The organism is Pseudomonadota bacterium, from assembly GCA_039028155.1.
Taxonomy (GTDB): domain Bacteria; phylum Pseudomonadota; class Alphaproteobacteria; order SP197; family SP197; genus JANQGO01.
The window spans coordinates 1-23,132 of the sequence record JBCCIS010000065.1 but is presented as its reverse complement, the minus strand read 5'-3'; the positions used below and the strand labels follow the sequence as shown (position 1 = coordinate 23,132).

Annotated in this window: 24 protein-coding genes; 10 read left to right on the top strand and 14 right to left on the bottom strand. The window is 63.6% G+C overall.

What is annotated here, in order from left to right:
- The 5 genes from AAF563_22660 to AAF563_22640 all read left to right on the top strand — a co-directional run.
- A partial coding sequence (locus tag AAF563_22660) for an Hsp70 family protein (protein ID MEM7124097.1) occupies positions 1–699 on the top strand: 699 nt, incomplete at its 5' end.
- A 92-nt stretch (positions 700–791) separates the two neighbouring features.
- Entirely contained in the window at positions 792–1,940 is a 1,149-nt protein-coding gene (gene dnaJ / locus AAF563_22655) for a molecular chaperone DnaJ (GenBank protein MEM7124096.1), read from the top strand.
- Positions 1,941–2,171: 231 nt separating this feature from the next.
- Entirely contained in the window at positions 2,172–2,984 is an 813-nt protein-coding gene (locus AAF563_22650) for a hypothetical protein (protein ID MEM7124095.1), read from the top strand.
- Between the two features lie 31 nt (positions 2,985–3,015).
- A complete protein-coding gene (gene dapB, locus AAF563_22645; protein MEM7124094.1) occupies positions 3,016–3,822 on the top strand; it encodes a 4-hydroxy-tetrahydrodipicolinate reductase in 807 nt (268 codons plus the stop codon).
- 55 nt (positions 3,823–3,877) lie between these two features.
- Complete coding sequence (locus AAF563_22640; GenBank protein ID MEM7124093.1) at positions 3,878–4,027, top strand: DUF3096 domain-containing protein; 150 nt, start codon at positions 3,878–3,880, stop codon at positions 4,025–4,027.
- A 132-nt stretch (positions 4,028–4,159) separates the two neighbouring features.
- Here the strand turns inward: AAF563_22640 and AAF563_22635 are convergent, their stop codons facing one another.
- Together AAF563_22635 and AAF563_22630 are read right to left on the bottom strand one after the other, a co-directional pair.
- On the bottom strand, positions 4,160–5,038 hold the full coding sequence (locus AAF563_22635; GenBank protein MEM7124092.1) for a DMT family transporter: 879 nt from the start codon (positions 5,036–5,038) through the stop codon (positions 4,160–4,162).
- Positions 5,039–5,359: 321 nt separating this feature from the next.
- Positions 5,360–5,878 (bottom strand): DUF2244 domain-containing protein, encoded by a 519-nt coding sequence (locus tag AAF563_22630; GenBank protein ID MEM7124091.1) that lies wholly within the window; start codon positions 5,876–5,878, stop codon positions 5,360–5,362.
- A gap of 126 nt (positions 5,879–6,004) precedes the next feature.
- Between AAF563_22630 and nth the strand changes: the two genes are divergently transcribed.
- Positions 6,005–6,757, top strand: coding sequence for an endonuclease III (nth, locus tag AAF563_22625; protein MEM7124090.1), 753 nt, complete (start codon positions 6,005–6,007; stop codon positions 6,755–6,757).
- Here the strand turns inward: nth and AAF563_22620 are convergent.
- The 3 genes from AAF563_22620 to AAF563_22610 are packed head-to-tail and all read right to left on the bottom strand — an operon-like array spanning position 6,754 to position 9,298.
- Positions 6,754–7,122 carry a hypothetical protein gene (locus tag AAF563_22620; protein MEM7124089.1) on the bottom strand — a complete coding sequence of 123 codons (369 nt, stop codon included), beginning with the start codon at positions 7,120–7,122 and terminating at the stop codon, positions 6,754–6,756. The genes nth and AAF563_22620 overlap by 4 nt on opposite strands.
- Positions 7,119–7,826, bottom strand: a complete 708-nt coding sequence (locus AAF563_22615) for an EI24 domain-containing protein (protein ID MEM7124088.1) — start codon at positions 7,824–7,826, stop codon at positions 7,119–7,121. The genes AAF563_22620 and AAF563_22615 overlap by 4 nt, the downstream gene beginning before the upstream one ends.
- Positions 7,823–9,298, bottom strand: coding sequence for an amidase family protein (locus AAF563_22610; GenBank protein MEM7124087.1), 1,476 nt, complete (start codon positions 9,296–9,298; stop codon positions 7,823–7,825). Before AAF563_22610 ends, AAF563_22615 begins: the two co-directional genes overlap by 4 nt.
- A 138-nt stretch (positions 9,299–9,436) precedes the next feature.
- Between AAF563_22610 and AAF563_22605 the strand changes: the two genes are divergently transcribed.
- The 4 genes from AAF563_22605 (at position 9,437) to ald (ending at position 13,081) form a co-directional block, all read left to right on the top strand.
- A complete protein-coding gene (locus AAF563_22605; GenBank protein MEM7124086.1) occupies positions 9,437–10,426 on the top strand; it encodes an adenosine kinase in 990 nt (329 codons plus the stop codon).
- A gap of 37 nt (positions 10,427–10,463) precedes the next feature.
- The gene (locus tag AAF563_22600; protein ID MEM7124085.1) at positions 10,464–11,123 is read left to right on the top strand and encodes a glutathione S-transferase family protein; all 660 of its coding nucleotides are present in this window, start codon (positions 10,464–10,466) and stop codon (positions 11,121–11,123) included.
- Between the two features lie 48 nt (positions 11,124–11,171).
- Positions 11,172–11,807, top strand: coding sequence for a flavin reductase family protein (locus tag AAF563_22595; protein ID MEM7124084.1), 636 nt, complete (start codon positions 11,172–11,174; stop codon positions 11,805–11,807).
- A gap of 155 nt (positions 11,808–11,962) precedes the next feature.
- Positions 11,963–13,081 carry an alanine dehydrogenase gene (gene ald / locus AAF563_22590; GenBank protein MEM7124083.1) on the top strand — a complete coding sequence of 373 codons (1,119 nt, stop codon included), beginning with the start codon at positions 11,963–11,965 and terminating at the stop codon, positions 13,079–13,081.
- A gap of 7 nt (positions 13,082–13,088) precedes the next feature.
- Here the strand turns inward: ald and AAF563_22585 are convergent, their stop codons facing one another.
- The 9 genes from AAF563_22585 to AAF563_22545 all read right to left on the bottom strand — a co-directional run.
- Positions 13,089–14,135, bottom strand: coding sequence for a hypothetical protein (locus AAF563_22585; GenBank protein MEM7124082.1), 1,047 nt, complete (start codon positions 14,133–14,135; stop codon positions 13,089–13,091).
- A gap of 167 nt (positions 14,136–14,302) precedes the next feature.
- The gene (gene phoB / locus AAF563_22580; protein MEM7124081.1) at positions 14,303–14,989 is read right to left on the bottom strand and encodes a phosphate regulon transcriptional regulator PhoB; all 687 of its coding nucleotides are present in this window, start codon (positions 14,987–14,989) and stop codon (positions 14,303–14,305) included.
- A 29-nt stretch (positions 14,990–15,018) separates the two neighbouring features.
- The gene (gene phoU / locus AAF563_22575) at positions 15,019–15,735 is read right to left on the bottom strand and encodes a phosphate signaling complex protein PhoU (protein MEM7124080.1); all 717 of its coding nucleotides are present in this window, start codon (positions 15,733–15,735) and stop codon (positions 15,019–15,021) included.
- A gap of 26 nt (positions 15,736–15,761) precedes the next feature.
- On the bottom strand, positions 15,762–16,610 hold the full coding sequence (pstB, locus tag AAF563_22570) for a phosphate ABC transporter ATP-binding protein PstB (GenBank protein ID MEM7124079.1): 849 nt from the start codon (positions 16,608–16,610) through the stop codon (positions 15,762–15,764).
- A complete protein-coding gene (gene pstA, locus AAF563_22565; GenBank protein ID MEM7124078.1) occupies positions 16,604–17,890 on the bottom strand; it encodes a phosphate ABC transporter permease PstA in 1,287 nt (428 codons plus the stop codon). Before pstA ends, pstB begins: the two co-directional genes overlap by 7 nt.
- A complete protein-coding gene (gene pstC / locus AAF563_22560) occupies positions 17,883–19,271 on the bottom strand; it encodes a phosphate ABC transporter permease subunit PstC (GenBank protein ID MEM7124077.1) in 1,389 nt (462 codons plus the stop codon). The genes pstA and pstC overlap by 8 nt, the downstream gene beginning before the upstream one ends.
- 153 nt (positions 19,272–19,424) lie before the next feature.
- Complete coding sequence (locus tag AAF563_22555; GenBank protein MEM7124076.1) at positions 19,425–20,456, bottom strand: substrate-binding domain-containing protein; 1,032 nt, start codon at positions 20,454–20,456, stop codon at positions 19,425–19,427.
- Positions 20,457–20,622: 166 nt separating this feature from the next.
- Entirely contained in the window at positions 20,623–22,053 is a 1,431-nt protein-coding gene (locus tag AAF563_22550; protein ID MEM7124075.1) for an ATP-binding protein, read from the bottom strand.
- A gap of 2 nt (positions 22,054–22,055) precedes the next feature.
- On the bottom strand, positions 22,056–23,132 hold a 1,077-nt coding region (locus tag AAF563_22545; GenBank protein MEM7124074.1), incomplete at its 5' end, for a phosphate acyltransferase.

Genomic DNA, 23,132 nt, shown 5'->3' with positions numbered 1-23,132 from the left:
CCGACAAGGAAGAGCCAGGTGTTCTCGACCGCCGAGGACAACCAGACCGCGGTGACCATCCGCGTCTTCCAGGGTGAGCGCGAGATGGCGTCCGACAACAAGCTGCTCGGCCAGTTCGATCTGGTTGGCCTGCCGCCGGCGCCGCGTGGTCTGCCCCAGGTCGAGGTCACCTTTGACATCGACGCTAACGGCATCGTCAACGTGTCGGCCAAGGACAAGGCGACCGGCAAGGAACAGCAGATCCGTATCCAGGCCTCCGGCGGTCTCTCCGACGATGAGATCGACCAGATGGTCCAGGACGCCGAGGCCAACGCCGAGGAAGACAAGAAGCGGCGCGAACTGGTCGAGGTGCGCAACCATGCGGACGCGCTGATCCACACGACCGAACAGCAGCTTTCCGAGCACAGCGACAAGATCGGCGAGACCGAGAAGAACGCCATCGAGGCTGCGGTGACCGAGCTGAAAGAGGTCAAGGACGGCGACGATGTCGAAGCCATCCAGACCAAGACTCAGGCGCTTGCCGAAGCGGCCATGAAACTGGGCGAGGCCATGTATCAGGCCGAGCAGCAGGCACAGGCCGATGGCGGCGGCGAGGGCCCCGGTCCCGATGCCCCAGGCTCGGGCGACCCCGATATCGTCGATGCCGAGTTCGAGGAAGTCGACGACGAGAACAAGAAGTCTGGCACCGGCAACGCCTAAGCGTTGTGACTGGGCCTAGCTGATAGCGCATTAGGCCGCGCCGGCGATCTTCGTCCGGCGCGGCTGCGCGTTTCGGGGCAGGCAGAACATCAATGGCGAAACGCGACTATTATGAAGTGCTCGGCGTTACCCGTAGCGTCGAATCGAGCGAGCTTAAGTCGGCATACCGCAAGCTCGCGATGCAGTATCACCCCGACCGTAACCCCGGCGACGGCGAAGCCGAGGTCAAGTTCAAGGAAGTCAACGAGGCCTATGAGGTCTTGAAGGACGGTGAAAAGCGCGCCGCGTATGACCAATTCGGTCATGCCGCGTTTGACGGCGGGATGGGTGGCTTCGGCGGCGGGGGTGCTCACGACTTCAGCTCCAGTTTTGCCGACGTGTTCGACGATTTGTTCGGCGAGTTCATGGGCGGTGGACGTCGTCGCGGCGGTGGCCAGCAAGGCGGCCAGCGCGGCTCCGACCTGCGCTACAACATGGAGATCTCGCTGGAGGAGGCTTATCAGGGCAAGCAGGCGAAGATCCGCGTCCCCACCCACGTGGTGTGCGAGGCCTGCAACGGCACCGGCGCCAAGGATCCCAACGCGACGGTCACCTGCCAGACCTGCGGCGGCTACGGCAAGGTGCGCGCCCAGCAGGGTTTCTTTTCGATCGAACGCACCTGCCCGACATGTGGTGGCGCCGGCAAGATGATCCAGGATCCCTGCGGGGCGTGCTCGGGCACCGGCCGGGTGCAGCGCGACAAGACCCTTAACGTTTCGATTCCCGAGGGTGTCGAGGACGGTATGCGCATCCGTCTGTCGGGCGAGGGCGAGGCCGGCATGCGCAGTGGGCCGGCGGGCGATCTCTATATCTTCCTTTCAATCAAACCCCACGCCATCTTTCAGCGCGACGGCACGACGGTCTTTTGTCCCGTGCCGATCCCGATGACCACGGCAGCGCTGGGCGGCTCGATCGAGGTGCCGACCATCGAAGGCAAACTCGCCAAGCTTTCGATACCGTCGGGCACCCAGTCCGGACGTCAGTTCCGCCTGCGCGGCAAGGGCATGACGCCGGTCCGTGGCGGCATACGCGGCGACATGATAATCGAGACGGTCGTCGAGACGCCGGTTCATCTGACGTCTAAGCAGAAAGAACTGCTGAAGGAATTTGATGAAGCCGCGACGGGCAAACCAAAGCACCATCCGGAGTCGGAAGGTTTCTTCGCCAAGGTAAAGGAGCTCTGGCAGGATCTAACGGAGTAGGGCGGTTGTTGGTCTAGCTGCATCGCCAGCCCGCTCCCCCTCCCGGCCACGCCAAGGATACTGCCATGGGTGGCCTCGGCGAAAACGCCTCCCGGCGTTTTGCCCCGGAGGAGGGGGAGCGGGCTGGTGCCGGCAGCAAGCAACAACCCCCGCCCTGATTTCGCCATTGGCCTTGGCCACCATCGGCTCCATCATGACGACAGTCTCCATCACGCTGTGAGGTGATGTCCCGTGCGCACCTTGTTGACGGTCTTGACGCTTGCCCTGGCGGCCGCCGGAACGGCGCGGGCCAGCGATCAGACCACCACCATCCGTGACATGCAGACGGCATGCGGCGGCGTCTTTGCGGTCGCTGATACCGATGGCGACGCCTGGGTCACGCGGGCCGAGGCCGAACTGTCGCTGATGGAGAGTTTCCTGCTGTCGGACGGCAACGCGGACGGCGTCGTGACCCGCGAGGAGTTCACCTTGTGCCGCGTCGGGTCGGGCGCCGTGACGGTGACGCGAACCGCCACGGTTCTGCGCGCCGACGACGTGTTTTTCACCGTCGACACCGACAACGACCAGCAGATCTCCCGCGAGGAATGGTTTGCCGCAGTCGAGGCGCGCTACACCAGCATCGATTCCGCCGGCCAACCGATTGCCGTCGCCACCTATCGCACGGCGACTGCCGATATTGCCGGCAGCTCTGACGCGCTCGACCAGAATGGCGACGGCTACGTGTCGTTGGAGGAAGTGTCGAATGATGCCGCGCGCGTGTTCGCGACGCTGGATGCCAATGGCAACCGCAACCTGAGCCCGGCCGAGTTCACCGCTTTTCGCGTCCACACCACCGCATCGACGGAGGAAGAGGCGCGCGAACAGGGTGTCCACGACCTCGCCGAAACATGGGCCGGTCTCGATGCCGACGGCGACGAGGCCCTGACGCTGGACGAATACCGCGCCTATGGCGACATCCAGTTCAAGGCCGCCGCCGAACAGGCGGGATCGGACCCGGAGGTCGCGGTGCCGCTCAGCGCCTTCACTGGTGAAACCGACGGGTGACGCCGGCACCGCCAAGGGCTAAACATCAATCATGACAGTTCGCGTCGGGATAGCCGGTTGTGGCGGGCGTATGGGCCGAACGCTGATCGAAGCGGTTGGCCAGACGTCTGGCGTGACGGTCGCAGGCGGATCGGAGCGCCCCGATAGCGATGCGGTCGGACGCGATGTCGGGACGATAGCCGGTTTTGAGCCGATTGGCATCGAAGCAACCGGCGATCCTGCGTCGCTGTTCGACGCATCGGATGTGGTCATCGACTTCACCACACCGTCGCTGGCCTTGAGTCACCTCGAACTCGCGCGATCGACCGGCACGGCGCTGGTCATCGGTACGACCGGCCTGGACGATGTCGGCCGCGCGGCGATGGTCGCCGCCGGTGACGATGCCGCCATCGTGTTCGGCGCCAACATGAGCCTGGGCGTCAATCTTCTCCTAGGCCTCACGCGCCAGGTCGCCGCGGCGCTGGACGACGACTTCGATATCGAGGTCGTTGAGATGCACCATCGCCACAAGAAAGACGCGCCATCAGGGACAGCCCTGGCGCTCGCCGAGGCGGCGGCCGAAGGCCGCGGTGTCGCGCTCGGCGATGTCGCCGACCGGGGCCGCGACGGTTTGACCGGCGCGCGCCAACGCGGCGCCATCGGCCTGGCCGCACTGCGCGGTGGCGATGTGGTGGGCGACCACACGGTGATCTTTGCCGCCGATGGCGAACGCATCGAGATCGGCCATCGGGCGTCGAGCCGCGAAATCTACGCGCGCGGCGCGCTCAAGGCGGCCGCTTGGGCTGCCAACCGCGAGCCCGGCTTCTATGGCATGGCGGACGTTCTGGGCCTCACCTGATAAATTCCTCTCGTGGTCGCGCAAAGGTGCGCGAGCGAACATCGAGGAGAAGTTCATGAACGTCGTCGTTATCTCACCCGTGATTTCGCTAGTTGCCGGGATCGCCATCCTGATCTTTCCGCGCCTCTTGAACTACATCGTCGCGGCCTATCTGATCATCGCCGGTATTCTTGGACTGGCCGGCGGCATGTCCGCCGGCGGCTAGCGCGGATCATGGTGAGGTGGAACCGTTTGACGGACCCACCTCACCATGTGAATCCGCTCTCAATCTATGAGGTGAGCAGAGTCTCATGCGCTGATGGCATCGCGAAGCGATACCATCAAAACAGGATCTTCTCTAAAGCGCGCGGCCGGCGCGCCGGTTGACGATGTAGGCGCCGACCAGGATCAGCACGAGGCCCACAAGGGCACTCCAGGGCAGGCGCTCGTCCAGCACCAGCGCGCCGATGACGACCGCGACGATGGGCGCCACATAGGCGACCAGCGAGGCGCGGGTCGCGCCGACCCGTACCAATAGCCTGTAGAACAGGAAACCGGGCAGGGCGCTGCCGAACAGCCCGATGATGACCAGGCAGCCCAGTGCCGTGTCGCTGGGCGCCAACGTCCACGGCTGATCGAGGATCAGGCTCAGCGGAACCAACCAGACGACCGCCGCGAGCTGGGAGGCCGTCACGATGACCATGGGGCCAATCGAACTTATCCGCCGGCCGATGATGTTGGCCGCACCGATGCTGACCGCGCCAGCGAAGGTCGCGATCTGACCCAAGAGGTGGTTGCCGAAATCGAACAGGGCGGCCGGCCCGATGATCGCGATCACACCCATGAATCCGATCAAGACACCGGTGAAACCCATCGGCGTGAAACGCTCGTCCTGAAAAAACAGGTGCGCCAGGACGAACGTCACAATCGGCACGAATCCAATGATGATGCCGGCCAGGCCGGACTCAATGTGAAGTTGTCCCCACGAAACCAGCACCATGGGCAGCACCAGGCTGGCGAAGCCAAGGGCTGTGATCCACCACCAGATCGGACCCCACGGTGGCAATCTGAGGCCCATCAGCCGCAGCACCGACCACAACGCCAGGAACGAGATAACTGATCTGGCGGCCGTCAGCGTGATCGGCGGGATCTCTGTTACCGCGACGTTGATGAACAGAAACGATCCGCCAAAGCCGGTGGCGCATATCAGAGCAAAAACGGCATCCGCCCAACTCATCCGGCGTATGCGTGGTAAATCGCTGCGACTCAATACCGGCTATCCCATCCGTCGCGCTCTGCTCGGCCTCGTCAATTTCTGACGTTCTTCGTGCACCAGGACATCAACCGATCGGCGTGGGCCGAGGTCGGGTTGACGTAACTCATCCAAACGTGTGGTGGACTATAGCGACTGCAGACGCGAACTAAATGACCCCAATCACAACTTTGCGATTGTTACGAAATACAACCTCAAATTCAACGCCAATGGCCGGTTTCTCGGCGCTAGCGGTGGATGGTTGAGGGACGGCCGGGAACGGATTCTCGCAAAACTGGAACCGCTCTAGGTCGCTGTTTGCCAGCTCTTGGTGGACGGGTCGCGCCAGTCTTCAATGGCCCGGCGCAGGGCCTGGGCGACCTCGAGGCGCTCGTCGGCGGTCAGGAAACTGCCGATCGTTACGGTGCGCCCATGGGACGAGAGCTGGAGTTTGCTGTCGTGTTCCGGCGGATCGTCCATGTTGACGCGCACCCAATGGGGTTGGAACTGCCACGACTTCAACGGTCGGTGCGGCACGGACCGCGTAACGGTAAGGGTCTTCTCGTCCAAGCGTACGGACTCGACCATGCGGCCGCTGCGGTAGTTCAGGTGGAAGGCACCCCAGACCAGAAGCACCTCCAACCCGCAAAATCCGGCCACTGGCCATGCGCCCAACGTGGAGAAGGCCAGGCCAACGCCGCCCAGCGTGATGACGAGAACGGCCATCAGCAGCCAGAAACCGCGGCGCGGCAGAGAGCGGTTCGGCGTCAGCACCGCGTCGAAATAGTACCGGCGTGCGCGGTCCGTGGTGTCGGATGGCGTCATGGCGGCGGATTATAGGACCGCGCGATCCGTCCTCAAAATCAACCTTGTCCGGTCAATCCCGGCGGCGGCCTTCGTCTACCGGTACGGCGATACAAACAGGCTTGGATCTCATCTAGGATGGCCGCCATGAAGGCGGCCGATATCGATTGTTTTTTTGCTGAACTGGAGCGCGTGATTCCAGCACCGAAAACGGAGTTGGAGTACGGCAATGTGTTCACGCTGCTGGTCGCCGTCGTGTTGTCGGCCCAGGCGACGGACAAGAGCGTCAACGAAGCGACACCCGCCTTGTTCGCCAAGGCTTCGACGCCGGAAGCCATGGTCGCGTTGGGCGAAGACGCCGTGCGCGAGCACATCAAGACCATTGGTCTTTTCAATTCCAAGGCCAAGAACGTCATCGCGCTATCGCACATGCTGATCGACCAACACGACAGCGAGGTGCCGCGCGACCGCGATCTTTTGCAGGCGCTGCCCGGCGTCGGCCGCAAGACCGCGAGCGTCGTCATGAACGAAGCGTTCGGCGAGCCAACCATTGCGGTCGACACCCACGTCTTCCGGGTTTCCAACCGCACCGGACTGGCGCCGGGAAAGACGCCGCTGGCGGTCGAGCAGAAGCTGGAAAAGGTCGTCCCCGACCGCTGGAAACCGTCCGCCCATCACTGGCTGATCCTGCACGGGCGCTATACCTGCCTGGCCCGCAAACCGAAATGCTGGGACTGTGTCGTGAAGACCTGCTGCCCATTCAAGGACAAGACGCCGGATCCCGCCGACGAGCCGGTCAAGCATAAGGGCCGCAAGCTGGCGCCGCCGTCGGCGGGCCGACCAAAAAGGACCGCAAAGAAGAGCGTCAAGCGAAAGGCGAAGAAAAAGGCGAAGCGTTAACCGGCGGCCGGTTTGATGATGGTGCGGAAGCAGGCATCGCGCGAGCGCTCGTCCGTACCCTGGCTCTGCACGTCGACATAGGTCACGCCTTCGCCTTCATAGAGGAAGACATCGACATAGCAGTTGGCGCCGCGATAGCGCCACATGGCCGCGCCGTCCTCGCTCCATATGAACTCGGGATCGCCAAGCATGGTGCGGACTTCCGTATCGGCCTTGTGCAGCAACTGGTCGGGCCCGACGGCGTCGTCACCCGGTGATTGGATCGAGGGCGCCGGTTCAATCTCCGTTGTTGCCGTCTCTTCTGGTGCTTTGGCCGCGCAGGCGGCGGCGGCCAGACATAGTGCGAGGACAACGAAACGCGTCACGTCTTCTGCACCGCACCGGTGCGCCGTTGGACGTCGTGATAGATGTGGGTGACGAAGCACGCTGCCAGAACCGGTGCCGCCAAGTTGAGGATCGGCACGGAGAAGGCGAGCGTAATCAGCGCGCCGGCGATCAACAGGCGCAGCCGGTTGGCGCCGCGCCATGCCTTGACCTCGGCCGGCGGCATGCGCCGGAACCCGACGGCCTCGGCGTACTCCCGGCCGAACAGGTAACCGTTCAACAAATAGAAGACGATGATGTTGACGATCGGGATGAAGTAGAACGGGATGGCGACGATGTTCCACAGGATCAGCGCGCCGGTGAAGCGCAGCATGGCGGAGATGTCGGTCGCAATGGTCGAACCCTTGGCCGGTCCCAGCTCCGGATAGCGTTTTTCTTCGACGGCGCCGATGATGCGGTCGAGATAGAACGCCGCGACGTTCTGGGCAATGACGGCGAAGGCCAGCCACATCAGCAACAGGTAGCCGACGCCAACAAGGAACTTGACCAGGATATCGACCAGGTTGCCGAAGAACCCCGGGTTGTCGGACACCCAGTTCTCCGCGTCCAGGCTATCCACGCCCCAGCCGAGCAGACCGCCCAGGATGATGAAAATCAAAAGCGTCCAGCCGATGACCCACCACAGGACATTGCGCACGCGGGCAATGCCCAGGTCTTCGAAAGCCTTGGTCAGTGCCGTTATCATGCGACATGCCTCCCATCATCGGGGCCTGGCTCTGCGCCCCGCTTGCCCCGCGGATCGAGCGGCACCTGACCAGCCAATCCGTAAAGGTGCTCGGCCACGGCGGCCCAACCCAACAGGCGGCCATCGCTGTGGGGCGGGCCGACGATCTGCAAACCGACAGGCAGACCGGCTTTGGTGAAACCGCAGTTGATCGAGATCACCGGACAGGTGGTCAACGTGATGACCGAGGTGATCATGATCCATTCGACATAGTTGTCGAAGCGCTGGCCGTTCAGCTCGGGCAGGTAACGCATGTCGAGCGGCAGCGCCGGGACGATGGTCGACGGCAGGGCGAGCGCGTCATGATCGCGGAAAAAGGCGAGCATGCGGTGGAACAGGGCGCCGCGGATGCGATGGGCGCGGCTGATCTCCTCGCGGGTCAGCGTGCGACCCTTCTCGATGTTCCAGATGTTCTCCGGCTTGAACTTGTCGCGGTGGACGTCGATCTCGTGCTCGTGCCCGTTGATGAAGCCAAGCGCGCGGAAGGTCTGGAAGGACTCCGGTGCGTCGGAGAAGTCGATCGCGGCGTCGGTGACCTCCGATCCCAGCTCGGCAAACCGTTCTGTCGCGGCGCGGCACAGAGCGTCGACCTCTGGAGCCACGGTCGTGATGCCGAGATCCGCTGAATAGCCGATGCGTTTGGGTGCACTGCCCTCAGACAGCGCCTTCAAGACCTGGTCGACATAGGACGTCGCCGGCGCCGCACGCGACAACGGATCTTCCTCGTGGATGCCGGTCATGGCGTCGAGCATGAGAGCGGTATCCGGCACGTTGCGCGCCATGGGACCGGCGACCGGCTGGTCGGCGAACGGGTAGGGATCGGGACCCTTGGCGACGATGCCGGGCGTCGTGCGGTAGCCGACGATGCCGCAGAAGCTGGCGGGGATCCTGAGGCTGCCGCCCAGGTCCGACCCGGTCGCGATCCACACTTGGCCCGCTGCCAGCGCCGCGCCGGATCCGCCGGACGAACCGCCCGGTGTGTGGCCGAGATCCCAGGGATTGGCGGCCGCGCCCAGCACGCTGTTGAAGCTTTGCCCGCCAGCACCGAACTCCGGCACGTTGGACTTGCCCATGGTAATGGCGCCGCGCTCCTCCAGCCGCTCGACCATGATGTCGGAACGCTCGGGCACGTTGTCGGCATAGATCGGTGAGCCATAGGTCGTGCGAACACCCGCGACGTCGTCCAGTTCCTTGACCGCCATGGGCAGACCGTGAAGCGCGCCGGGGCCTTTGTAGGCCGGACGCTCGCCCGCCATGATCGCCTTGGCATGATCGCGGGCGCGGTCCAGGCATAGCGTCGGCATCGCATTCATGGCGCCGTCGGTGGCTTCGATACGCGCCGCCGAGGCCTCAACCATGTCGAGCGGCGAGACCTCGCCCTTCGCCAACAGGTCGACGGCCTGACGTGCTGTCAGACGGTAAAGATCGGTCATGATCGAGGTCCAAGGAATGCGCTGGCGGACATCGGGATCGATTTTCGCCCGGCCCCACCATGGCGAGGCTGGACGGGTCACGCAGCCGTCCTATACTCCGGCTCCCGCCACGTCCAGACCCGAAAGCGTCTTCATCCCATGACCGATACGAAATTTGATGTGCTTGCCGTCGGCAACGCGATTGTCGATGTGCTTGCCGAATCGAGCGATGCCTTCCTTGAGGAACAGAGTTTGGTCAAGGGCGCGATGCGGCTGATCGATGAGAACGAGGCAGATACGCTCTATGCTGCTATGGGACCAGGCGTCGAGGTCTCCGGCGGGTCCGCCGCCAACACGGCTGCCGGGGTCGCCGCGCTCGGCGGTCGCGGCGCCTTTGTCGGCCGGGTCCACGATGACAGCCTGGGCAAGGTCTTTGCCCACGATATTCGCGCCCAGGGTGTCAGCTTCGAAAGCGAGACGGCGACCTCGGGACCGCAGACCGCGCGTTGCCTGGTTCTCGTGACACCCGACGCCCAGCGGACGTTGAACACCTATCTGGGCGCCTGCGTCGGCCTGCGCGAGGCCGATATCGACCCGGCCGGGGTCGCGGCGTCCAAGGTGGTCTACCTGGAAGGCTATCTTTGGGACGCGCCGGAGGGCCCGGCAATCTTTGCCAGCGCGGCGGAAGCGGCCAAGCAGGCCGGGCGCGAGGTGGCGATGACGCTGTCGGACCCGTTCTGTGTCGACCGGCATCGCGCCGCGTTCCGGGACTTTGTCGCCGGCTCGGTCGATATCCTGTTCGCCAACGAAGACGAGATCAAATCGCTCTATGAGGTCGAGGCATTCGACGAAGCCGCCGACCGCGCGGTTGTTGACGTGACGGTCGCGGCGTTGACCCGCAGCGAGAAGGGCTCGGTGATCTGCCGGGGCGCGGAACGTCACGCGGTCGATGCGCGGTCGGTCAAGGTCGTCGACACGACGGGCGCCGGCGACCTTTATGCCGCCGGATTTCTCTATGGCTATACGGCTGGCGAGGACTTGGCGCGCGCCGGGACCTATGGCTCGATCTGTGCCGGTGAGGTCATCAGCCATCTGGGCGCACGGCCTCGCGCTAACTTGAAGAGCTTGATCGCCGAGCAACTGGGATAAGATACCGCGCCGCGTTCCAAGAACAGGAGGTCCGACCATGCCGAAGATCGAATTGATTACCGCCGAGGTCTGTCCCTACGCCCAGCGCACGCACATGGCCTTGCTCGAGAAGGGTCTGGCGTTCGAGCGTCGCGAGGTCGACCTGTCGAACAAGCCCGACTGGTTCAACGAGGTCTCGCCCTACAGCAAGGTCCCGGTCGTCAAGATCGGCGATGACGTCGTCTATGAGTCGGCGATCATCAACGAGTTCATCGACGAAGCCTATCCCGACCCAGCGATGATGCCGCGCGATCCCGTCGCCCGGGCCAAGGCGCGCATCTGGATTGACTACTGCAACAACGTCTGGGTCGAGGACAGCTACGAGCTGTTGTTCGCCAAGGACCCAGCCAAGCAGGCGGAGCTGAGGATCAAGGTCGAGGACCAACTTCGAAAGATTGAGTTCGATGGCATGCGTCAGCTCTCCGACGGCCCCTACTGGCTGGGCGATGAGGTCTCCATGGTCGATCTGACCTATTACCCGTTCTTCGAGCGCTTCGGCGCCATCGCGCATCACCGCAAGGCGTCGATCCCGGAGGAATGCACGCGGATCCGGGCCTGGTATGACCTGATGGCGAGCCGCGACTCCGCCAAGGCCACCGCCCATGACGACGCCTATTACATCGACCGCTACAGGAAATGGGTCGACGAGGCCGCATAGCCCGGCGCGCTGCCTGGCCCGACCCGACGAACGTTGCAAGGACGGACCATGTTCTATGAACCACGCCATGGCCACGGCCTGCCGCGCGACCCCTTCAAGGCGCTGGTCGCGCCGCGGCCGATCGGATGGTTCACGACGCTGAATGCGGCGGGCCAGGTGAACCTGGCGCCCTATAGCTACTTCAACGCCATGGGCGACGATCCGCCGGTCATCATGTTCTCCGGCGGCGCCCGCCTGGACGCCAATCACAAGGACAGCGTCGCCAACGCCCAGACCTCAGGCGAGTTCGTCCACAACATGGTGACGTGGGATCTGCGCGAGGAGATGAACACGACCTCCGATGAAGTTCCCCACGGCGTCGACGAAGCGGCGTTGGCGGCGCTCGATCTGGTGCCGTCCCGGCTGGTCAAACCGCCCCGGGTCAAGGCGTCGCCGGTGGCACTGGAGTGTCGCTATCTGCAGACCATCGAGGTTCCGCAGAACGGGCCAGGGGGTCCCAACAAGGTGGTTTTGGGCGAGGTCGTGGGTATTCATATCGACGATGGGATCTTGAAGGATGGCCGGGTTGATCTTGCCGCGGTCCGTCCGATCGCTCGGCTCGGCTATGCCGAATACACCATCGTCGAGACAGTGTTCCGGATGTTGAGGCCGGGTATCGAGCCGGATCGGCCGTCGTCATCCTGATCGGTACGCGCTGGGCCCATGATGACCGGAAATCGTCAGGTTGATTTCCAACTGGGAACATGGTTTGAAGCAGCGTCAACCCGGGAGGTCGCGGTACCCATGTCGCCGGTATCTCCTGCCTCTTTGTTCCAATCTTCAAACAGACGGAGTCGGTGATGCTTCTCGGCGTGCCGAAAGAAATCAAGGTTCACGAATACCGCGTGGGCATGACGCCCGCGAGTGTCCGTGAGGTCATCCAACACGGCCACCAGGTCATCGTCCAAAAGGGCGCAGGCCGCGAGATCGGTCTTGACGACAAGATGTACGTCAAGGCGGGCGCGGAAATCGTCGACACACCCCAGGAGGTGTTCGCGCGCGCGGATATGGTCGTCAAGGTCAAGGAGCCTCAGCCCGACGAGTGCCGGATGCTGCGCGACGGTCAGATCCTGTTTACCTATCTGCACCTGGCGCCCGATCCCGAGCAGACCCGTCTGCTTGTCGAGTCCGGCTGCACGGCGATCGCCTATGAAACCGTCACCGACGATCACGGCGGCCTGCCGCTGCTGGCGCCCATGAGCGAGGTGGCTGGACGCATGTCGATACAGGCAGGCGCCCATTGCCTGGAGAAGACGCAAAAGGGCAGCGGTGTTCTGCTGGGCGGCGTTCCCGGCGTCGAACCCGGCAAGGTTGTCGTCATCGGCGGCGGCGTCGTTGGCACCAATGCCGCGCGCATGGCGGTTGGACTGGGTGCTGAGGTGACCATCTTCGATCGCTCGGTCGCGCGCCTGCGCCATCTCGATGAGTTCTTCGAGGGCCGGGCCAAGAACCTCTATTCCACGGTCGATCAGGTCGAAGAGTACGTGTTGGCCGCCGACCTCGTGGTCGGCGCCGTTCTGGTCCCGGGTGCTGCTGCGCCGAAGGTGGTGACGGAAGCCCAGGTCAAGCGCATGAAGCGCGGCTCGGTGTTGTGCGATGTCTCGATCGATCAGGGCGGCTGCTTCGAAACCAGCCACGCCACGACGCACGCCAAACCGACCTACCGGGTCCACCAGGTCGTCCACTATTGCGTCGCCAACATGCCCGGCGGCGTGGCACGTACGTCAACCTTTGCGCTGAACAACGCGACCTTGCCGTTCACGGTTCGCCTGGCGAACAACGGCGTCAAGAAGGCCCTGGCCGACGATCCGCACCTGAAGGAAGGCCTGAACGTCATGGCCGGCAAGGTGACTTACAAGGCGGTGGCCGAAGCCCTGGGCTACGACTACGTGCCGGCTGATCAGGCGCTGGCCGCCTGAGTCAAGATCAGGAGTCGCGCCGGAAAAGGCGTCCGAGCAAGCCCCGGCGCGGCTCTTCAGCGGTTTCGGCAAATTCCGGCGGCCGCGCGCTCCGCGCACGAATGGCCGCGATGACATCGTTGCCGTGTTCGTCGCGGGTGCCGGTATAGCTGGAAGCCGCCGGCGGTGGCGGCGTCTTGGTCTCCGCGGCCACCGGCTCGATGTCGTCGTCCACTTGGGACGCGTCGGATGTCGACTCTTCGTCGTCAGACTCACTCTCGCCTGAAGCCTCATCGGCCGTTTCGGTAACGGCCTCACCGTCATCGTCGAACGCTCTTTCATCGTGCGGTTCGGTGTCGTTGGCGGCTGCCGGGACCGTCTCATCAATCTCTTCGGCCGGCGATGCCTCGTCGTCGCTCGCCTTCGTTTCGGCCTCGTCGACCGGCTCGTCGGCCGGTTCGGGCGTGGTGGCCGAACCGCTACCGCTATCGCCACTGTCGACTTTCGCGGCCAGCATGGTCAGCGCGTCGGCGACCGCGGCCATCTGGTCCTGACGGCGCGCCTCGGCATCGACGACCCGCTCGACCGCATCGGCCAATCGGGACTGATCTGGCAGCATGATCGGCGGCGCGCCCTTGGGTCGTGCGCCGGCGGGCTGGTCGCCGTCGATGATCGGCATGGCGCGGGTTTCCATGGTCTGCATGACGCTGTAAAGACCCGCGGCCATCTGCTCCATGCGCCCGACAAGCGCATGCTCCGTGCGTTCCATGCGGCGCACAATGTCGCCGACCGGGGCATCCTCAGCGTTCTTCTGCAGGTGCTGAACCAGAGCGCCCAAGGCTTGGGCCAGTTCACGCTCGGTGCCGCTGTTGGTCGCCGGCAGGTTGGACCCGCCGGATGGTTCGGATGGCGCCGGCTCATCGGTCGCTGTGCCAAGATCACGATCGGCGGCGGCGACCAGAACCTGGGTCACCCACTCGCCGATGGTCATATGCCGATGGGCTGCTGCGCGAGCGGCCTTTGCGCGCGCTTCGCGCGAAACGCCGCGCACCGACCAGGGCTGCCTATCTTTCATGATCGGGAGAGTATCACACAATGAAGCATGGAGCCTCTATCCTGGCGAAGCCGGATGAAGAAATCCAGTGCTTTCCGTGACTTGGCAGCGATTGGTGCGAAGAAGGATGGGGTACCGACAAACGCCAGATCGACCGCTGAACCGCCAAAACGGGCAAAAAACGTGCGTTAGGCCGCGTCCAGCGCGTAACCGGCCGAGCGGACCGTGCGGATCAAATCCTTGCCCTCGGCAATGTTGAGCGCCTTTCTAAGCCGGCCGATATGGACGTCGACGGTGCGCGGCTCGACAAAAATGTCGTTGCCCCAGACGCTGTCCAGGAGCTGCTCACGGCTGAAGACGCGGCCGGGGTGCTCCATCAGGAAGCGCAGCATGTCGAATTCGCGAGGCCCCAGATGAATGGGCTTGCCGGCGCGCGACACCCGGTGCGCGGCGAGGTCCATGTGCAAGTCCGCATACGACAAGGCCTCTTCGCTCAGAGCCGGCCGGATACGCCGCAGTACCGCGCGGATGCGCGCCAAGAGTTCGGCCGGCGAGAAGGGTTTGGGGATATAGTCGTCGGCGCCGACCTCCAGACCGCGCACGCGGTCCTGCTCTTCGCCGCGTGCCGTCAACATGATGATCGGCAGGTTGCGCAGCTCGCTGTCGCGGCGCACCTGGCGGCACACCTCGATGCCGGAGATCGAGGGCAGCATCCAGTCGAGCACGACCAGATCGGGCGATTGCTCGCGTATCAGGGTCAGAGCTTCCTGGCCGTCCGTTGCCTCGACCACACGGTAACCGGCCTTGTCTAGGTTGTAGCGTAGCAGCGCCAGAATTGGCGCCTCGTCATCCACAACAAGAATTGTCGCGTCCATCGGTTACAAGTTTCCCACTCATGCACCAGTCAATTGTCGTCCGGGGCGCCCTGGGGCACCGTGCTGCCCTTGGGCCTGTCCTGATCGGGCAGGGTGCCCTCTGTCATATAGGTGATCATCTCGGCGATGTTCGTCGTGTGATCGCCCATGCGCTCGATGTTCTTGGCGACGAAGTGGACCTGTGTTCCCGCCGCGATCGTGCTGGGGTCGGCCATCATGTCGGTCAGGATGCCGTGGAAGACGGCATTGTACATCTCGTCGATGGCTTCGTCCTGATGCCACACCGATAGCGCAAGTTCCTTGTTCTCGTCGCGATAGGCGTTAAGCACGTCGTTGGTCATGGCGTAGACGGCTGCGCCCATGCGCTTCAGGCCCTCGCGCTGCGGGATGTCCGAATCGCTTTCGATGGTCAGGCTGCGCTTGGCGATGTTGCTGGCCAAGTCGCCCATTCGCTCAAGGTTGCTCGCCACCTTCAGCGCAGTCTTGACGCGCCGCAGGTCCTCCGCCATCGGCTGCCTCAGCGCCAGAATGCGTGTCGCGAGCTCATCAACCTGGCGTTCCAGATCATCGATCTGTTGGTCCGTCTCGACGATACGTTGGGCAAGCTCGTGATCGCGCTCAACCAGCGCGTCAAGGGCGCTTCGTAGTTGTGCTTCGACCAACCCGCCCATCGCCAGAATGTCGCGGGTGACCTCTTCAAGCTCCGTATCATAGGAGCGGACGGTATGTTGCTGCGTGGTCGTCATGTTGTTTGTTTCCTATTGCCCGCCGGTCAGCCGAAGCGGCCGGTGATGTAATCCTCGGTCATGCGCTGGGCAGGATTATGGAAGAGCTGAGCGGTTTCGCCGTACTCGATGAGACGGCCCAGATGAAAAAAGCCGGTGTACTGCGAAACGCGCGCGGCCTGTTGCAGGTTATGGGTCACGATAACGACCGTGTAGTTCTCCTTCAGCTCATCAATCAGTTCCTCGACCTGGGCGGTCGAGATGGGATCGAGCGCCGAGCACGGTTCGTCCATCAAGATGACTTCCGGGCTGACCGCAATGGTGCGCGCGATGCACAAACGCTGTTGCTGGCCACCCGACATGCCGGTCGCCGTATCCTGCATGCGATCAGCGACCTCGTTGTAGAGGCCGGCTCGGCGCAAGCTGGTCGCGACGATCTCATCGAGTTCCGCCTTGTTGCGCGCCAGGCCGTGAATGCGCGGTCCGTAGGCCACGTTGTCATAGATCGATTTCGGAAACGGGTTGGGTTTCTGAAACACCATGCCGACACGCGCGCGCAGCTGGACGACATCGACACGGCGGTCATAGACGTCCTGATTGTCCATGGTGATCTGGCCTTCGATCCGCACACCCTCGATCGTATCGTTCATGCGGTTCAAGCACTTCAGGAACGTTGTCTTGCCGCAGCCTGACGGCCCGATAAAGGCCGTTACCTGACGTTCGGGAACATTGATGTTGATGCCGGCGAGCGCTTGTTTTTCGCCGTACCAGAGCTTGACGTCACGGGTGTCGATCTTCGTTGGGCTCTCAAGCTCGGGCAGCTCGTCGTGACGGATGGTGCGCGCATCGTACTCGGGCGCGTTCGTTTCTTCGGCTACGGCGTGGGCTTCTACCATCGGACTTCAAACCTCTGACGTAAAAAGACGGCAATGCCGTTCATGACGATAAGGAACCCGAGCAGCACCATGATGGCGGCGGATGTCTTTTCGACAAAACCGCGTTCGGGGCTGTCGGCCCATAGATAGATCTGCACCGGCAGTACGGTCGCGGGATCAAGCGGTCCGCTCGGCACATCGACGATGAAGGCGACCATGCCGATCATCAGGAGCGGCGCGGTTTCACCGAGTGCCTGGGCCATGCCGATAATGGTGCCGGTCAGGACGCGCGGCATGGCGAGCGGCATGACGTGATGAAAGACGACCTGGACCGGTGATGCGCCCAACCCGGTAGCCGCTTCTCGGATCGACGGCGGCACGCCCTTCAACGCGGCGCGTGTCGTGATGATGATGGTCGGCAGCGTCATCAACGCCAGGGTCAGGCCACCGACGACCGGCGCCGAACGCGGCATGTGCATCACATTCAGGAAAACAGCCAAGCCTAACAGGCCAAACACGATCGACGGTACGGCCGCCAGGTTATTGATGTTGACCTCGATAATGTCGACCCAGCGTTTCTTCGGCGCAAACTCCTCAAGGAAAATTGCGGCGGCGACGCCAAGCGGGAATGACACCAGGAAGGTGACGAGAAGCGTCAGGGCCGATCCGACCAGAGCGCCGCCAATACCCGCCCGCTCGGGCTCGCGGCTGTCACCGCGGGTAAAGAAGTCCCAATTGGGGACCGTCACCAGCGCGTCCTGTGCTGACAACGTGTCCAGCCAGCCGATCTCCTGGTCGTCGACGCGTCGCGACGTCTCCGCGACATCGCGCGATATGTAGCCTTTTGAGAACATGTCGACATCGCTGCCCGCGGGCAGACTGACGAGTTCGGTCGTGCCGACCAACGACGGATCGGCCTCGACCATGTGCTGCAGCTTGATGAAGGCGCCATCACTCAACAAGGCGAGCATTTTGCGCAGGTCGGATGTATCGGTGACGTCTGGAAACTGCTCCTGAAGGGCCTGGACGACCACCATGCGATAGTTGCCCGATGACGGGTTTTCGGCATCGACCAAGTCGGCATTGAAAGTAACGGCGAGCTCAATCTCAGTGGTAACGAAGGCCGTATAACCACGCGACACGATGCTGCCGATCAGGATGACCAGAAAGATACCGGCGACGGCAAGTGCCGAGAGACATATCCACTGGAAGCGACGCTCGCGGGCATAGCGACGCCTGACGCGCGCCTGCGCCGCGTTTCCCTTGCCGATAATCGAAGTGTTGGTCGCCATGTCAGTCATACTTTTCCCGATACTTCTGAACGACCCTGAGCGCGACGACGTTCAGCGCCAGGGTGATGATGAACAGCACCAGGCCGAGCGCGAAGGCGGCGAGCGTCTTGGCACTGTCGAATTCCTGATCGCCGACCAGAAGTGTGACGATCTGAACGGTGACCGTGGTGACGGTCTCCAAGGGGTTGACCGTCAAGTTAGCGGCAAGTCCGGCAGCCATCACAACGATCATCGTCTCGCCTACCGCACGGCTGATCGCGAGCAGGAAACCAGCGACGATACCGGGCAGCGCGGCAGGGATGATCACGCCGGTAATTGTCTCCTGGCGCGTGGCGCCGAGTGCGAGCGATCCATCGCGCAGTTGCTTGGGCACCGCGGCAATAGCGTCGTCCGTCAATGATGAGACAAACGGAATGATCATGATGCCCATCACCACGCCGGCGGCGATGGCGCTTTCCGACGACACCGAAATGCCGATCGAAGCGCCGGCATCGCGGAAGAATGGCGCCATGACGAGTGCGGCGAAGAAGCCGTAAACGACGGTGGGAATGCCGGCCAAAACCTCCAGGATCGGCTTGGCGATGGCGCGAAACCTGGGGTGGGCGTATTCCGCCAAGTAGATTGCCGACAGCAAGCCGATTGGACCGGCAACAAGCATGGCAATCAGGGTCACCAGAGCCGTGCCGACAAACAGTGGCACCGCGCCGAACGCACCGGACGAGCCCACCTGGTCAACGCGTAAGGCTGTTTGCGGGCTCCAGTTCAGGCCGAACAGGAACTCAAAGATCGGAACTTTCTCGAAGAACCGAATGGATTCGATCAGCACCGAGAAAACGATGCCAATGGTTGTGAGGATCGAAATGGTCGCTGCCAGCAGCAGGGTGATCATCAAGATACGTTCGACCGGCTGGCGAGCGCGGAAACCGATCTCGATCTTGCGCAGCGCGAGGCCCAGTCCAATCACGCCCAGACCGACGGCGCCCGCAAAACTGATCCATATCCGAAGGGCGTTTAGACTGGCGTACTGTTCGGACGCCTGAACCAGCTCCGGTGTCGGATCGATGGTCGTCCGTCCGCCAGTAGCAAGTGCCTGGGCATCGTCAAGAAAACGGTTGAGCTGAGGGCCTGAGAGCTCGCTGATCTCCGGCGGCAGGTCGGCAAGAATGGCGGCCTGGACCATGTGATCGCCGACGGCGAGCGCCAAGATCCAAAGGGCGACCGCCGGCAGACCGCAGGCCAAGCCGACGAACCAACCATGATAGACAGGTCGGGAATGCAGATCGCTGGGTCGGTCCGTTGCGGCAGCCAGACCGCGTGCTCGTTTGCGACCGCTGGCATAGGCGAAGAATGCCAGTGCCAAGATGATGAGTGTCGCTATCCCCGTGCCCACGTTCCTGCCCCCTGCAGACCTGTCACGCTATTGTTTGCGAAGGGGATTGAGACCCCTCTGTCGTACGAGCCGCGCGATGTGATCGCGGCAAGACATGCTCAGAAAATGGTGGCCGGTGCGCGACGCGGCTTGGTGCGCACCGGCCGGAACCAGTTACATCGAGAGGTTGTTGTGCGCCCTCGCGTCGGTCGAGACCTTCGCGCGTTCGTCATCGGGCAACGGGATCAGTCCCTTGTTCGCCAGATAGCCGAACGGACCCCAGGTGCCTTCATCGGTGAACTCGACGATGTATTCGTCGATGCCGGGAACGACGCCGATATGGGCGGTCTTGACATAGAAGTAGAGCGACCGCGAGACCGGATAAGCGCCGTCGGCGATGTTCTCGAAGGTCGGCGCCTCGCCGGAGATCAGCGAGCCCTGCACCTTGTCGTCGTTCTGGGTCAAGAAGCTGTACCCGAAGATGCCGAAGGCATCCGGGTCGGCTTCAAGCTTGTTGACGATCAGGTTGTCGTTCTCGCCGGCTTCAACAAACGCGCCGTCTTCACGGATCGACTGGCAGATCTCGTCGTAACGATCCTCGTCGCTTTCCTTGAGCGCTTTGACTTCGTCAAACTGTTTGCAGCCGCCTTCCATGGCCAGTTCGACAAAGGCGTCGCGGGTGCCGGAGGTCGGCGGTGGGCCGAGGACACGGATCGCGTAGTTCGGCAACGACGCGTCTATGTCGCTCCAGTTGGTATAGGGATTGGCAACGAAGCCGCCATTGCCATCCGGCACTTCTGCCGCCAAGGCCATCCACAATTCACGAAGGCCAATGTCCATCTGGGCGGCCTCGACACTGTTGGCGATGACGATGCCGTCGAAGCCGATCTTGACCTCGATGATGTCGGCGACGCCGTTCTCGGCGCACAGCGCGACTTCCGATTCCTTGATCCGTCGCGAGGCGTTGGTGATGTCGGGGTGCTCTTCGCCGACACCGCCGCAGAAGAGCTTCAGGCCACCACCGGAACCGGTGCTTTCGACGACCGGCGTCGGAAAGTCGGTCTTTTCGCCGAACTTCTCGGCTACGGCGGTCGAAAACGGGAACACCGTGGACGAGCCGACGATGCGAATCTGATCCCGGGCCTGGGCGGCACCGGCGGTCAGTACCAGGGCAGCCGTCGCAACGGCTAACGTCCTGATTTTCATGGTAAAAATCCCCTGTCTAGGTCCATTCAGACGCCGCCAGCGCAAGCTTCCTCTGCTGCGGCTCGGCTGACGCTACGTCGCCTGCATGACGAAGTTACAACTGTTCCATGACAGTTGTGTGACGCCGGTTTCTACACCCTGTGGATGGTGTGAGGGGATGCTGGATTCAATCGATTTCCAGCGCCGGCAGATAGACCGTGAAGGTCGAGCCGTCGCCGACGGTGCTGTCGATGGTCAGGTCACCGCGGTGGCGGTTCAGGATGTGTTTGACGATCGCCAGGCCCAATCCCGTACCGCCCAGTTCGCGGCTGCGCGCGGTATCGACGCGGTAGAAACGTTCGGTAAGGCGCGGCAGGTGTTCGCTGGCGATGCCGTCGCCGCGATCCCTGACGGTGAACCAGACGACGGGGATGCGCTCCATGCGCGCGCGCTCCGGCGGCGCCGGGCGATGGCCGGCGGTGACCGTTACCTCGGTTCCCGCCCGCCCGTACTTAATGGCGTTGGACAGCAGGTTATAGGCGACCTGTTCGATCTCCGCGGCATCGCCGCGCACCGTCGGCAGCGGCGCATCCAGTTTCGACCGCACCACCATGTCCTTGGCGGTCGCCTCCCACTCCAAGGCGGTCTGGGTCCGCGCCAGCACGTCGGTCAGATCGACTTCGCCGGTCGGGCGGGTGTGCTCGTTCAGCTCGATGCGCGACAGCGACAAAAGGTCGCCGACCAGGCGGGTCATGCGTTTGCCCTGGTCGTCCATCATCTCCAGGAAATCGTCCCAGGCATCCTCGTCGTCGCGCGCCGGCCCGCGGAGGGTCTCGATGCAACCGACCAGGGTGGCAAGCGGCGAGCGGATCTCGTGGCTGGCGTTGGCGACAAAGTCGACGCGCATCTGCTCTGTCCGTTTCATCGCGGTCAGGTCGTGAAACACCGCCATCACCGCCGGTCCGCCATTGCCCCGCACCGGTAGTGGCGCGACGCTGGCGCCGAAGCTGTGGGGCACGCGGCCGGCCAGGATGGTCAGTTCGACATCGGAACTTTCGCCGCGGTCGCGCGCGGCATCTGCCGCCGCCAGAAAGGTCGGATCACGGGTCACCGCCGCAAGATCACGGCCGACGACATCGGGTCCGAACAGCTCCCGCCCGGTGCGGTTGGTGCGCACGATATGGCCGTCACGCGCGACCATCAGGATCGGGTCGGGCAAGGCATCCAGAATGCGTCCGGCCTCGGCGGCCAGGTCGTCGATGCGCTTGTCACGCGCCGCCAGGAGGTCGTGGACCTGGCGCAACAACTCCTGCAGGTCGTCGGCGCCGGAGCCGGCGTCCAGGCGCGGCGGGTCGGCCGCCGCGTCGCGCGCCAGCATTTGACTGTAACGCTTGGCCGACGACAGATTGCGCAAGATCGGCCTGATGACGATCGCCGCCACCACGGCAGAGGCCACGGCGCCAACCAGCGCGGCCACGGGATCTGCCAGGCCGAACAACGCCATGGCGCCCAGCACCACGACCGGCGTGGCGGCCAGCGGCAAGGCGCCGGCGACGATCTGACCGAGCCTGGGCGCGGATCTGGAAACCGGCGCGGATCCTTCTGCGCCCGCCGCCACGGCTAGTACTCGACGTCGATGGCGGCCAGCGCCGCCATGTTGAGGATGTCGTTCACGGTGGCGCCCAGGCGTACGATCTGCACCGGCTTCTCAAGGCCGACCAGGATCGGGCCGATGACATCAGCCGCTTCCATGGCCTCGACCAGCTTGTACGCAATGTTTGCGGCGTGCAGGCTGGGCATGACCAACACGTTGGCCGGACCGGACAGGCGGCTGAACGGATAGTACTCAAGCAGATAGGGGTCGAGCGCCGTGTCGGGCGCCATCTCGCCGTCGAACTCGAAGTCGACGCCGCGCGCCTCCAGCAGCTCGACGGCATCGCGAATGTGCTGCACCTGCTCTTCGCCACGGCTGCCGAAGTTCGAGAACGAGACCAGCGCAACACGCGGCTCGGTTCCCATGGCGCGCGCCTTGGCCGCGGCCTGGACCGCGATATCCGCAAGCTCTTCCGCACTCGGCCTTTCGTTGATCGAGGTGTCGGCGACAAACAGGTTGCGGCCCTGGGTCACCAGGATAGCCATGCCGAACACCTGATGGCCGGCCTTTGAATCGAGGACGCGCTGTATATGGGACAGCGCGGCAGCGTAGTTGCGGGTGACGCCGGTAACCACCGCATCCGCGTCGCCGGTCGCCAGCATGGCCGCAGCAAAGACATTGCGGTCCAGATTGACCCACCGCGTGCTGTCGCGCAGCAACGCGCCGCGCCGCTGCATACGGGTATAGACGTAGTCGATGTAGGCCTGCCGGTTGGGCGCCGTTCGGGCGTTGATGATCTCGATGCCGTCGGCCTGCACGCCGAGCGTTTGCATGTGCTCGGTCACCTCTTCGGGCCGGCCGACCAGGATCGGTGTGCCCAGTCCCTGGTCGCGCCACAGTGCTGCGGCACGGATCGTCTTTTCCTCCTCGCCCTCGGCGAAGACGACCCTGGCTTGACGTGCGCGGGCCTGGGTGAAGACCTCGTTCATTCGCCCGGCGACCTGGTCCAGGCGCCCCGCGAGCTGGAGCTCGTAATCCTCCATGTCGATGATCGGCCGGCGCGCGACGCCACTGTCCATGGCCGCGCGCGCGACGGCCGCGGG